At 70.0% G+C, this 11,409-nt stretch carries 11 protein-coding genes and 1 tRNA gene; 5 read left to right on the top strand and 7 right to left on the bottom strand.

All coding sequences use genetic code 11. The annotated features are described in order from the left end of the window. Positions 1–6 precede the first annotated feature (6 nt). The 4 genes from AQJ27_RS33085 to AQJ27_RS56585 all read right to left on the bottom strand — a co-directional run bounded on the left by AQJ27_RS33085 (position 7) and on the right by AQJ27_RS56585 (position 3,219). Entirely contained in the window at positions 7–1,593 is a 1,587-nt protein-coding gene (locus AQJ27_RS33085) for a Stp1/IreP family PP2C-type Ser/Thr phosphatase (RefSeq protein ID WP_067377186.1), read from the bottom strand. Positions 1,594–1,683: 90 nt separating this feature from the next. After that, the gene (locus AQJ27_RS33080; protein WP_067376600.1) at positions 1,684–2,220 is read right to left on the bottom strand and encodes an FHA domain-containing protein FhaB/FipA; all 537 of its coding nucleotides are present in this window, start codon (positions 2,218–2,220) and stop codon (positions 1,684–1,686) included. A 10-nt stretch (positions 2,221–2,230) separates the two neighbouring features. Then, entirely contained in the window at positions 2,231–3,088 is an 858-nt protein-coding gene (locus AQJ27_RS33075) for an FhaA domain-containing protein (protein ID WP_067376597.1), read from the bottom strand. Further along, positions 3,076–3,219, bottom strand: a complete 144-nt coding sequence (locus tag AQJ27_RS56585) for a hypothetical protein (protein ID WP_159064449.1) — start codon at positions 3,217–3,219, stop codon at positions 3,076–3,078. Before AQJ27_RS56585 ends, AQJ27_RS33075 begins: the two co-directional genes overlap by 13 nt. Positions 3,220–3,586: 367 nt before the next feature. On the opposite strand from AQJ27_RS56585, the gene AQJ27_RS33070 reads away from it, so the two are divergent. Then, positions 3,587–3,673 (top strand) — tRNA-Leu (locus AQJ27_RS33070). Positions 3,674–3,809: 136 nt separating this feature from the next. Here the strand turns inward: AQJ27_RS33070 and AQJ27_RS33065 are convergent. Then, positions 3,810–4,976: a sensor histidine kinase gene (locus AQJ27_RS33065; protein ID WP_067376593.1), complete on the bottom strand. Its 1,167-nt coding sequence runs from the start codon at positions 4,974–4,976 to the stop codon at positions 3,810–3,812. Between the two features lie 311 nt (positions 4,977–5,287). Between AQJ27_RS33065 and AQJ27_RS33060 the strand changes: the two genes are divergently transcribed. Next, positions 5,288–5,893 (top strand): TetR/AcrR family transcriptional regulator, encoded by a 606-nt coding sequence (locus tag AQJ27_RS33060; protein WP_079065428.1) that lies wholly within the window; start codon positions 5,288–5,290, stop codon positions 5,891–5,893. 512 nt (positions 5,894–6,405) lie between these two features. Here the strand turns inward: AQJ27_RS33060 and AQJ27_RS33055 are convergent. Beyond that, on the bottom strand, positions 6,406–7,026 hold the full coding sequence (locus AQJ27_RS33055; RefSeq protein WP_054236402.1) for a ScbR family autoregulator-binding transcription factor: 621 nt from the start codon (positions 7,024–7,026) through the stop codon (positions 6,406–6,408). 221 nt (positions 7,027–7,247) lie between these two features. Beyond that, positions 7,248–8,042, bottom strand: coding sequence for a response regulator transcription factor (locus tag AQJ27_RS33050; protein WP_067376588.1), 795 nt, complete (start codon positions 8,040–8,042; stop codon positions 7,248–7,250). A gap of 474 nt (positions 8,043–8,516) precedes the next feature. On the opposite strand from AQJ27_RS33050, the gene AQJ27_RS33045 reads away from it, so the two are divergent. From AQJ27_RS33045 to AQJ27_RS33035, 3 genes are all read left to right on the top strand, one after another. Further along, complete coding sequence (locus AQJ27_RS33045; RefSeq protein ID WP_079065427.1) at positions 8,517–9,635, top strand: ScbA/BarX family gamma-butyrolactone biosynthesis protein; 1,119 nt, start codon at positions 8,517–8,519, stop codon at positions 9,633–9,635. Positions 9,636–9,725: 90 nt separating this feature from the next. Continuing rightward, a complete protein-coding gene (locus AQJ27_RS33040; RefSeq protein WP_067376585.1) occupies positions 9,726–10,685 on the top strand; it encodes an NAD-dependent epimerase/dehydratase family protein in 960 nt (319 codons plus the stop codon). Between the two features lie 436 nt (positions 10,686–11,121). Further along, positions 11,122–11,409: biotin carboxylase N-terminal domain-containing protein (locus AQJ27_RS33035; protein ID WP_279636197.1), on the top strand; the 288-nt coding region annotated here is incomplete at its 3' end.

Raw genomic sequence — 11,409 nt, 5'->3', positions numbered from 1 at the left:
GGCTTCTTACTGCTTACCGCACAGCGAGACCAGCTTCTGCTCCTCGTCGGAGAGGCTGGGGCCGGGTGTGGGAGTGGGTGCGGCGGAGGTGGACGGTTTCGAAGACGGTGCCGAGCTCGATGGGTTCGGCGTCGCGGACGGGCTGGACGTGGCCTTGGACGTCAGAGAGGTGGTTGTGGTTCCCGTGGTTCCACCTGCCTGGCCCGTGCCGGTCTTCGCGCTGTTCTGGCTGTCGACGGCGCGGCGCTCGGCGTCCTTCTTGCACGCGGAGGCCTGTGTGGCGAGCTCGCTGATCTTCTTCTGGGCGTTCTGGAGGCCGCCCTCCGCGATCGTCGCCGTGACCTGCTTCTGCTGGTACGGCGGCAGGTACTTGAGTTCGATCTCGGGGTGATCCTTCTCCACCTTCGAGAGCGAGACCCAGGCCAGGTCCTGGCTGATCCCGCGGTACAGCGCGACGTGCTGGTCCTGGGTGCCGACGTAGTACTGCGTCTGCGTCCACCGGTAGCCGCCGTACAGACCGCCGCCGATGACGGCGAGCGCCAGCGCGGTGTAGAGGGATCTCTTCAGCCACTTGCGTCCGGCGCTCGGCTTGACGAAGTCCTCGTCGGAGTAGTCGCCGTAGCCGCCCGTGGAGACGTAACCGGTGGTGTCGCCGCTGCCGGGCGGGCCGAACTCGCCGCCACCGCCCTGTCCGGGCACCGGACGGCCGAGGCTGGAGGCGCGGCCCGCGGGGGTCTGCATGGCGCCGTCGTCGTGCAGCTGGTGCTGGTGCTGGTTCTCGGCGACCGCGCCGACCACCACCGGGGTGTCGGAGAGCTGGGCGGCGAGGGTGTCGCCGGAGTCGATGTCGAGGACGTCGGCGACGATGACGGTGATGTTGTCGGGGCCGCCGCCGCGCAGCGCGAGCTCGATGAGGTTCTGGACGGTCTCCTGCGGGCCCTGGTAGCTGGCGAGCGTGTCCTCCATCGTCTGATGGGAGACGACGCCGGACAGGCCGTCGGAGCAGATCAAGTAGCGGTCGCCGGCGCGGACTTCGCGGATGGAGAGGTCCGGCTCGACGTGGTCGCCGCTGCCCAGCGCGCGCATCAGGAGGGAGCGCTGCGGGTGGGTGGTGGCTTCTTCTTCGGTGATGCGACCCTCGTCGACGAGGCGCTGCACCCACGTGTGGTCCTGGGTGATCTGCGTGAGGACGCCGTCACGCAGGAGGTACGCGCGTGAGTCGCCGACGTGCACGAGGCCGAGGCGCTGACCGGTCCACAGGAGCGCGGTGAGGGTGGTCCCCATGCCCTCCAGTTGGGGATCCTCCTCGACCATCATCCTCAGCTGGTCGTTGGCACGCTGTACGGCGGTGCCCAGCGAGGTGAGGATGTCGGAGCCCGGGACGTCGTCGTCGAGCGCGACGATGGTGGAGATCACCTCGGAGGAGGCGACCTCACCGGCGGCCTGGCCGCCCATACCGTCGGCGATCGCGAGCAGGCGGGGACCGGCGTAACCGGAGTCCTCGTTGCCCTCGCGGATCATGCCTTTGTGCGATCCGGCGGCGAAGCGCAGTGACAGACTCATGCGCACCTCGCCCGTCGGCTCCGGGTACATCCGCACGGTGCCCACCCTCCGGTCGGGAGCGCGCCGGGGTCCGTCGTGTGGACCGCTGCTGCGTGCTCGCTCCGCTCGCTCATTGTCGTACTACTTCCGCAGCTCGATGACGGTCTTGCCGATGCGGATCGGCGCGCCCAGCGGAACGGGCGTGGGAGTCGTCAGTCGGCTCCGGTCGAGATACGTGCCATTGGTGGAGCCGAGGTCCTCGACGATCCACTGGCCGTCCCGGTCCGGGTAGATCCTGGCATGGCGGCTGGACGCGTAGTCGTCGTCCAGCACGATGGTGCTGTCGTGCGCGCGGCCCAGGGTGATGGTCTGCCCCTGCAGCGCGACGGTCGTGCCCGTGAGAGTGCCCTCGGAGACGACCAGCTTGGTGGGGGCGCCGCGGCGCTGTCGGCCACCACCGCCGCCGCCGCTCGGCGGCGCCGCCTGCTGCTGGCGCTGCGGAGGTGGTGTGGTTTGGCGCGCGGCCTGCTGCGGCCTTGAGGCGTCCCTGCGCGAGCCGCGCTGTGTGACGCGCGTTCCGAACAGGTCGCTGCGGATGACCTGCACGGCCACGATCACGAACAGCCACAGTACGGCCAGGAAACCCAGCCGCATGACCGTGAGGGTCAGCTCTGACATTGCCCCCGCTTCACCCTTCGGCTTGCCGGTAAATGATGGTGGTGCTGCCCACGACGATCCGCGAGCCGTCGCGGAGCGTAGCGCGGGTGGTGTGCTGCCCGTCCACCACGATGCCGTTGGTGGACCCGAGATCCTGGATCGTCGAGGGCGTTCCGGTCCGGATCTCACAGTGTCGGCGGGATACGCCGGGGTCGTCGATCCGCACGTCGGCTTCGGTGCTGCGGCCCAGAACCAGCGTCGGGCCGGAGATCTGATGGCGGGCGCCATTGACCTCGATCCAGTGCCGCATGCGGCCGCCTGCCACCGGGCCCGGAGCCGCGCCGGGCCGGGAGCCCATCGGCGATGGGCCGGGGCGCATGCCGGGCGGCGGCGCGGACGGCATCGGGGGAGCCCCCGTGGGACCCGCGCCCGGGGCTGCCGCCGGATAGCCGTAGCCACCGGGACGGCCGGGGGGCGGGCCCGCCGGGGTGCGCTCGGGGGCCTGCTGGTCGGTGGAGGAGGCGAGCGTACGGCTGCGCACCCGGTAGAGACCGGTGTCGAGGTCGTCCGCCTTCTCCAGGTGGACCTTGATGGGGCCCATGAAGGTGTAGCGCTGCTGCTTGGCGTAGTCGCGCACCATCCCGGCGAGCTCGTCGCCGAGCTGGCCGGAGTAGGGGCTGAGGCGCTCGAAGTCCGGCGTGCTCAGCTCCACGATGAAGTCGTTGGGTACGACGGTCCGGTCGCGGTTCCAGATCGTGGCGTTGTTGTCGCACTCGCGCTGAAGTGCTCCGGCGATCTCCACGGGCTGGACCTCGGACTTGAACACCTTGGCGAAGGTGCCGTTGACCAGACCTTCGAGACGCTGCTCGAACTTCTTCAGGACTCCCATGGGGCACCTCCTCCTTCGTAACCGTCCTGGTTCTGCCTGCTGTCCACGTCGTACTGCGTACGGCCCGCCGTGTCGTACGGCCTGCCGTAGTCGTCCTGGTCCTGCTGGTACTGCTTACTGATCGTATCCACGCGTCGGGAAATCGGCTGGTTCCCCCTGTCGGCCCTGTCGACGGGTGTCGACGCCTTCCGAAGTCCCTTCCCGGAGTTCCCTCCGGGGCTCCTCTTCGAACACTTCCCGGCACTACTCCTGCCAAGGATCGTAGAGGCGACCCGAGACCAGTGTCCCGCACCTGACTGTGCACCCTGTCCTGCTCCTGGCGAGATGGCCTGGACCGGTACGAGGTTGATACGTGAACCGGTTAGGCCTGAGACGTGCGGTGCCGGCGAGGCCCGTGGCCGTGGAAAGGGATGTGATTCCACCCCGGACAGCGTGCTAATCTTCTGCATGTCGACAGGCGCTCACACCACTCGGTGAGAGACCAAAGACACACCCAATGCGCGGGTGGCGGAATAGGCAGACGCGCTGGATTCAGGTTCCAGTGCCCGCAAGGGCGTGGGGGTTCAACTCCCCCCTCGCGCACCAGCGAAAAGGGCTCATCGTGAAGACGATGGGCCCTTTTCCATGTCTCCGGTACGGGTCCCGGGGGGCGGGCCGGGGTGGGGTTGGTCGGGGCGCTGGTCGGAGTGTGTTCTGTCTCTCAGTTTTCCTCGGGTGGGGCTCAGGGGTGTCTGCGCAGGGGGAGATGGATCTCCAGCAGGGTGCCGGTGGGGGTGCCCGGGGTGATGGCGGTCCGGCCGCCGAGGTCCTCGACGCGGTCGGTGAGGGAGCGCAGGGCCCGCGCGGAATCGGCGGAACCTGCCGTGGGGCCGCGGCCGTCGTCGGTCACCTTCGCGTACAGCCAGCGCCTGGTGATGCGTACGACGGTGTCCACGCGGCGTGCGCCCGAGCGGGCCAGGCGGTCGCGCAGGGCCTCGCGCAGGGCGAGGAAGGTCTCCTCCCGGTGCCGCTCGGAGAGGGTCCACTCGTCACCGATGACCTCCACGGAGGCCTGGATACGGCGGGCGTCGCGGGGACGGGGGCCCGCGAGGAAGGCCTCCAGGGCCTCGCGCAGGGGCGGTAGGCCGGCGCGGTGGCGCACGCCGTCGATGAGCGCCTGGTTCTCCCTGGCCGCCGCGGCCAGTGCCCTTCGGGCGGTGGCGAGGTGGGCCGCGACGGCGCTGGGGACGCCGGGGCTGGGTGAGGCGGTCCTGACGGGGGCGCAGGTCGCGGCGGCGTCGAGGCTGAGACGGGCGAGGGACAGGGCGCCGCCCAGTTCGTCGTGCAGCTGCCGGGCCAGCCGGCGGCGTTCGCCGCGGCCGTCGTCGCCGGACCACATGCCCTCCCCTGCCTCCCGGACGACCTCGCCGAGGCGTCGGACGACCGCGACCGCGCGGGGCAGCGCGCTCTCGTGGTGCGCGATGCCGTTCTCCAGGACGTGCAGCAGGGCGCACTCGAGGAGCAGGGCGACCGCGGCGGCCACCTGGTGCGGGGAGGCGGCGGGCGGGGCGATGGGGGCGGGGGTGGGAGCGGGGGTGGTGTCCGCGGCGCGGGCCAGGGCGGTGCGGGCGAACTCCGTCAGCGCGGTGCGCAGGGCGGGCACTTCCGCCTCGGCGGGGGCGAGTGCGGTGGGGAGGCGGGCGGTGAAGCGGTCCAGGACGGCGCCGGTCTCCCAGGACCCCAGGGTGGTGGCGGACGACATGAGGGGGGAGTGGCCCGGGCGGGACGACATCCGGGCCGCCGCGCGGACCAGGCCCTCGTGCAGGGCTTCGCCGAATCCACTGCCGACCAGGGGGATGGCCGCGGTGACAGAGGGGATCGGGCCGGTGGGGGCGGTCGTGCTGCTCATCGGACTCCTCGACGCTCGGGTGACGCTTGGGTGCCGGGGCAACGTGGCCATCGCCAACGTAACAAACAGACTTGTCTGATTGTCAAGAGTGGACGGGCGTTCCGGATGGGGTGTGATCACGGGTTCGCCCGGTCGTCAAGGGTCCGTCCATGGGCAAGAGCTGCAGGATTTATGGGGATTGGATGGAGGTCCGGGTTCACAGGGCCCTCGACTAAAACAGGCATGGTTGTATGATTCCGGTTGTTGCTGGCGCCTTCGGGGCACCCGCGCGCTCCTTCATGCCAAGAGCAGGAATAGGCAGGTGCAGCCTGATGCAGACCCGGTCCGAACAGACCCGTCAGGCTCTCGTCCGTGCCGCGGCGGAACTGATAGCGAACGGCCGGCTCTCCGATGCGGGACTGGTCAACATCTGCCGCCGGGCCGGGGTGAGCCGGGGGGCTCTCTATCACCACTTCTCCTCCACCGCGGAGTTGACGGCCGCGGTGTACGAGCAGGCGCACGAGCGGGTCGTCGCGCTGATGGACGAGGCCTTCGAGGGGCCCGCGGAGGATGCCCCGGAGCGCCTCCTGGTCGCCCTGTGCGAGGCGTTGCGCACGGAGGAACTGGTCCGGGCCGGCATACAGCTGGCGGTGGACGGGTCGGCGGGGCCGCCTCGGTTGCGTGACGACGTACTGGCGTTGGTGCGCAGGCGGGTGGTCGACGCGCACCGGGACGTCGTGCCGGCGCCGGAGGATCTGGCCGAGCTGGCGGTGGTGGTGGCCGCGGGGCTGGAGTCGCTCGGACACACGGACGCGGAGTGGTGGGACCCCAAGACGTCCAAGCGGTTGTGGGTGTTGTTGCGCCCGTTGTTCTCGTTGGCCGGGGAGGGGCTGGTGGGAGAGGAACGACGGGTGGGGAGCGGGTCCGAGGGGGGCTGAGCTCTGAAGCGGGCGTGAGGGTGGCCCTCTGCGGTCTTCTCAAGGTCCCGCGTCCTGGGCGGAGTTGGCCTGAGCGCCGACGGGCGGAACTCGGCAGGGCTTGGGTACGCGGCCCAGGACCCCGGGGACACCGGCCCCGTCCGGGAGGCGTAAGGGAGGCGGAAGGGAGGCGGAAGGGAGGCGCAAGGCAGGCGGAAGGGGTCTGGAGCCGGGGTGTGGGTGGAGCCCTCGGTGTCCAGAGGCTGGTTGCGGGGCGGTGCCCGTGAACGGGACGGCATGCGAAGGGGACCCGTCGCATGCGAAGGGGACCCGTGGTGGGGGGCTTGGCCCGGGGTGAGGTGCCGGGCTCGGGTCCGTCACGGATGAGGCGGCCCCGCCCGGGAGTTCGCGTTCGGGGCGCCGTGTGCTGTTCGGCAGGCGGTGCAGGACGCGGTGCAGGGGGTGTGGGCAGGGCGTGGGGCTTGGTTCTGGGATTTGGCTGTGGGACTTGGCTGTGGGGTGTCGGGCGGGGGTCAGGCCGTCTCGCGGGCCGGTGGCGGGATGGTGCGGAGGCGGCCGAGCATGCCGGGCGTGGCCAGGCCGGGCAGCATGAAGCGCCAGAACGCGCCGATGCGCTCCGGCAGATCCTCACGGTTGCTGTAGACCTGGGACATCAACTGCAGGCCGGTGAAGGCCCCGACGATGGTCGACGTGGCTTCCTGGATGTCCACGCCCGGCAGGATCTCGCCCTGCTCCTCGGCCTGCCGCAGCAGGGCGAGTATGGCGGCGCCGGACTGCTCGTACGCCGTCTGCGGCGGCCGCGAGAACGACGTCTGCTCGACGGCGAGCCGCACGCTGGCCCGTAGCACCGGATCGCGCTGGAGACGCTGGGCGAACTCCAGGGTGAGGTCGATGACGGCCTGGAGCTTCACCGCCTGGTCCGGCACCACCAGCGCCTCGCTGTGCGCGGTCACGAGGGCCACGGCGATCGCTTCCTTGGAGGGGAAGTGGTGGTAAAGCGCGCCTCGAGTGAGGCCCGTCCGGGCCAGGATGTCGTTGGTGCTCGCCGCGTCGTAGCCCCGCTCGTCGAACACGCGGGCCGCGGACTCCAGGATCGAGTGCCTCGACCTCGTCCCGCGCTCTTGTGTGGCCATACCAGGTCCTTGCTCTCGCCCACTGGAATTTTACCGACTGGTCTGTATTGTATCGGCAAGGCGGCACGCCGCCAGTAGGCGGGAGTATTTGCTTCCGGTTTGGCTCGATTTTCGGTCGGTCCTCGGCCGTTCATCGAGTGCTTCTCCAGTGGACCTCGAGCGGACTTCGAGCGGCCCTCAAGGGGCCTTTGTGTGGTCTTCGTACGGCCTGCGGGTGCCGTTCAGGGGTGGCCGAGCCGAAAACCGACACCGCGTACGGTGATGATCCAACTGCTCGAACCGAGCTTGCCGCGCAGGCTGCTGACGTGGGTGTCGATGGTGCGCCCGCGGTGGGACCAGGTGTCGTCCCAGACCTGCGCCATGAGCTGGCGTCGCGGCATGACGGTGCCGGGCTGTGAGGCCAGCAGATGCAGCAGGTCGAACTCCTTGCGGGTCAGGTCCACCGGCTTCCCGTTCAGCGCGGCCACCCGGGTGCCGACGTCGATGCGCAGCGGCCCGTGGGTGATGACCTGGGCGGCGGCGGGCTGTTGACGCACCCGGCGCATCACCGCCTCCATCCGGGCCAGTAACTCGCGGAAGCCGTACGGCTTGACCAGGTAGTCGTCCGAGCCGGCCTGCAGTCCGAGCACCCTGTCGAGCTCGGAGCCGCGGGCGGTGACGGCGATGACCGGGGTGTCGCAGACCGCCCGGATGCCCCGGCACACCTCGAGCCCGTCCAGGTCGGGCAGGTCCAGGTCGAGCAGTAGGAGATCGGCTTCGCGGTGCGCCTGGAGCGCCTTGGTGCCGGTGGCCACGCTCTGCGCGGCGTACCCCTGCCGCAGCAGGCCCTGGACGAGGGAGTCGGCGGCCCTGACATCGTTTTCTACGACCAGGACGCGCAGTGCGCCGGCCGGCGGGCCGGGGTGGTCGGCGGCCGTCTGTGGGGCAACGGCCCGCCCGGGCTGGGGAATCGTGGGGCGGTGCGGAAGATTGCGCTGCGATCGGGCGTCGAGTAGATCCACGGCTTGCCGATTCATCTGCTCCTCCTGAGGCACAGTCTCGTCATCACGGAACGGACTGCTGAACTCTCACAATGAGGACGATAGCAAACAGACTTGTCTGATTGTCAACGCGTTCGAAATCCCCCGCGCGTCGGTCCGTACCTTTTCCAATCTACCCACGTTGACCTGCATGTATGTGGAGATGTCCAGCGCTTCAAGGTCATGTTTCCGGCAGGTTGCGGTCGGGGTGGACCCCCTTGTCCTGCGCGTGTCCTTGGCTCTAACCATGCAGGTCTGCACGGTTTGAGAGATCGGCCGTCCCCGATGGCGCAATCGTGCTGTACCGGCCTGTAGCGGCGGCTCATCGCTCGAAGGATGCTAAAGCTTTACTTGAAAAACCGAACAGACATGTCTGTATCTTGTGTGAGCGAGAGAACGTCGGCCACGGGGGGTGGCTGCCGACGGTACGGATTGCTGCCCCCTGCTCGGAAACAGACAGGAGTGCCGTACATGTCGTACACCACCTCCACCCGTGTGTCCGTCGAAGACGACGTCGCGACGGTGGGCACCAGCGCCTCACGAACCGCCTCACGACCCGCTGCTCGACACGCTGTTCAACCCGCCGTTCAGACCTCCGCCCAGACCTCTGCCCAGGTCTCCGCCCAGGCCTCGGTCCAGGCCTCCGTCCAGACCGCCGCGCGAACTCTGACGCCGCGGCTGACCACGACGGTTCCGCGCGAGTACGTCCATCGCGCCGCCGTCTCGGAGGTGTTGCTGACCGGCTGGGAGGCCGCCGCCGAACCAGCCGGACCCGACCCGGACGAATTCGCGGTCAGCGCCCAATGGCCGCGCAGCCACTCCTTCTTCACCCAGTCCGGCGGCTACCAGGACCCGATGCTCCTGATCGAGTCCGTCCGCCAGATCGGTTCCCTGCTCGCGCATGCGGAGTTCGGCGTCCCCTTCGGGCACCAGTTCCTGATGTGGGACATGTTCTTCAGCACCTCCCCCGAACTGCTCGTCGCGGACGCCGTCCCCACGGAGGTCGAACTGCGCACGGTCTGCCGCGACATCGTCCGCAGGGGCCGGGTGCTCGGCGGTATGCGCTACGACGTCACCGTGCTGCGCGACGGAAGGGCGCTGGCCACCGCCGGCGCCGCGTTCAGCTGTACCAGTCCCGCCGTCCACCGCAGGCTGCGCGCCGGCCGGCCCACCACCAGCGACCGCGTCGTGCCGACCGCGATCGACCCGGCCGTGGTGGGCCACTCCGACGACCGGCACGTGCTGCTCGCCGAGCCCGGATCGGACTCCGGCACCGGCGACCGCTGGGAACTGCGCGTCGACACCGCCCACCCCACTTTCTTCGACCACCCCGTCGATCACATACCAGGCATGGTCCTGCTGGAGGCCGCCCGGCAGGCCGCCCTCGTGTCGACCGGGATGCCGGACGCCCTCCTGGTGGGTCTCAAGAGCAACTTCGCGCGCTACGCCGAGTTCGACGCGCCCTGCTGGATCGAGCCGCAGGCCGAACCGCACGGTACGGAGGGCGGCGTACTGGTGCGGGTGCGCGGTACGCAGCACGCTGAGACCGTCTTCACCGCCGAGCTCGTCTTGAGCCCGCGCGACCGCTGAGCCCGCGCGACCGCTGAGCCCGCGCGGCCGCTGAGCCCGCGCATCATCCGTACGCCTGGGAGAACGTCCCCATCCCGAGGAGACAGACCCGTGCCCACCATCCTGATCACCGGCGCCGCCGGCTTCGTCGGCGGACACGTCACCCGTGAAGCGGCCCGGTACCGGGCCGACTTGAGGCTCATGTCCCATCGCAGTCCCCTGCTCGGCTCCGGTTCCCCGACCCAGGAGGGTCCTGCGGGCCATGACGGTGCTCGCGTCGTACGGGCCGATCTGACCGACCCCGCGTCCTTGCGCGGGGTGTGCGACGGCGTCGACGTCCTGATCCACTGCGCCTCGCAGATCGGCGGCGGCGTCGAGGTCAACGAGGCCGTCAACGCCCGTGGCACGGCGGCGCTCATCGAGGAGGCGCGCCGCGCGGGGGTTGCGCGCATCGTCCAGCTGAGCACCGCGTCCGTCTACGGCCGTGGCACCTTCCGCGGCGACCGGCCCGAAGAACTGCGCCGCAACCCGGGCTCGCCCACGTCCCGCACCCGGGCCGCGGCCGAGGACACCGTTCTCGCGGCCGGCGGTGTCGTCCTGCGCCCGCACCTGGTGTACGGGGAGGGCGACAGATGGGTGGTGCCCGGCCTGACCCGGATGCTGCGCGTGCTGCCCGGCACGGTGGAGGGCTGGCCCGCCCGGAGCTCCGTGATCGCCGCACCCGAACTGGCCGCGCTGCTGGTGGCCACCGCGCTCGCCCCTGCCGCCGACCTGACCGCTTCCGTCTACCACGCCACCCACCCGGAGCCCCTCCCCGTCGACACCCTTCTGCGCGCGGTCGCCGAGTGCACGGGGGCCGACCGGCCGGACCGGGAACTGACCGTCGACCGAGCCCGGGCGGTCCTGGCCGAGAACGGTGTACCTCCGTCCGCACTCGACATGTTCACCACCGACCACGTCTTCGACAGCACCCCGCTCTGGTCCGACCTGCGTCGCGCACCCGGCGCCGGTTTCGACGCCGATTTCCCCCTCGCGGCGCCCTGGTACCGCAAGGCCCTGCGGGACGGTTGACCGGGGACGAGCCCGGGAGCTCGCCCGGCCGAACGGTCAAGTGATCGACCGGCCCGCGAAACCCTGCGGGATGGCGTGAAGCGCCCCCCGAACGCCCCCCGAACGCCTCCCGAACGCCTCCCGAACGCCCCTCCTGAACCCCTCCCGAACGCCGCTCCGGAACGCCTCCGAACGTCGTCCCGGAACGCCTCCGAACGCCCCTCGTACGTCCCTCGAAAATCTCTTCGGAATGGCGCATTCCTTTTCTTTCCGGACCCGGCGGATCCGTCCGCCGGGTCCGGCTATTTGACGGAGGTCTGACCTTCCTCTTTCCTCTTCCGGTAAGTGCTGCCCCGGGTCTGCGGATTCTGACCCAGTTCTGCAACGGACCGTATTGAAGGGGAAGTGCGCACTCGAACAGTCTTGTGGCTCCGAGCGGAGTCTGGGGAGGTTCATCGTGCGCAAGGTGCTCATCGCCAACCGTGGCGAAATCGCTGTCCGCGTGGCCCGGGCGTGCCGGGATGCCGGGATCGCGAGCGTTGCCGTGTATGCGGAACCGGACCGGGATGCTCTGCATGTCCGGGCGGCGGACGAGGCGTTCGCTTTGGGCGGTGACACCCCCGCCACCAGCTACCTGGACATCGCCAAGGTCCTCCAGGCCGCCAAGGACTCCGGCGCGGACGCCATCCACCCGGGCTACGGCTTCCTGTCGGAGAACGCCGAGTTCGCCCAGGCCGTCCTGGAC

Source organism: Streptomyces olivochromogenes (genome assembly GCF_001514115.1).
Lineage (GTDB): Bacteria > Actinomycetota > Actinomycetes > Streptomycetales > Streptomycetaceae > Streptomyces > Streptomyces olivochromogenes.
This window is presented reverse-complemented; position numbering and strand designations above follow the sequence as displayed.

What these genes read in the sequence shown, in the direction of transcription:
- AQJ27_RS33065 (WP_067376593.1), bottom strand. Translation starts at nt 4,976, where the DNA reads ATGAGCAGCACGACCGCCCCCACCGGCCCGATCCCCTCTGTCACCGCG.
- AQJ27_RS33075 (WP_067376597.1), bottom strand. Translation starts at nt 3,088, where the DNA reads ATGGGAGTCCTGAAGAAGTTCGAGCAGCGTCTCGAAGGTCTGGTCAAC.
- AQJ27_RS33050 (WP_067376588.1), bottom strand. Translation starts at nt 8,042, where the DNA reads ATGAATCGGCAAGCCGTGGATCTACTCGACGCCCGATCGCAGCGCAAT.
- AQJ27_RS33080 (WP_067376600.1), bottom strand. Translation starts at nt 2,220, where the DNA reads ATGTCAGAGCTGACCCTCACGGTCATGCGGCTGGGTTTCCTGGCCGTA.
- AQJ27_RS33045 (WP_079065427.1), top strand. Translation starts at nt 8,517, where the DNA reads ATGTCGTACACCACCTCCACCCGTGTGTCCGTCGAAGACGACGTCGCG.
- AQJ27_RS33060 (WP_079065428.1), top strand. Translation starts at nt 5,288, where the DNA reads ATGCAGACCCGGTCCGAACAGACCCGTCAGGCTCTCGTCCGTGCCGCG.
- AQJ27_RS33055 (WP_054236402.1), bottom strand. Translation starts at nt 7,026, where the DNA reads ATGGCCACACAAGAGCGCGGGACGAGGTCGAGGCACTCGATCCTGGAG.
- AQJ27_RS33085 (WP_067377186.1), bottom strand. Translation starts at nt 1,593, where the DNA reads ATGTACCCGGAGCCGACGGGCGAGGTGCGCATGAGTCTGTCACTGCGC.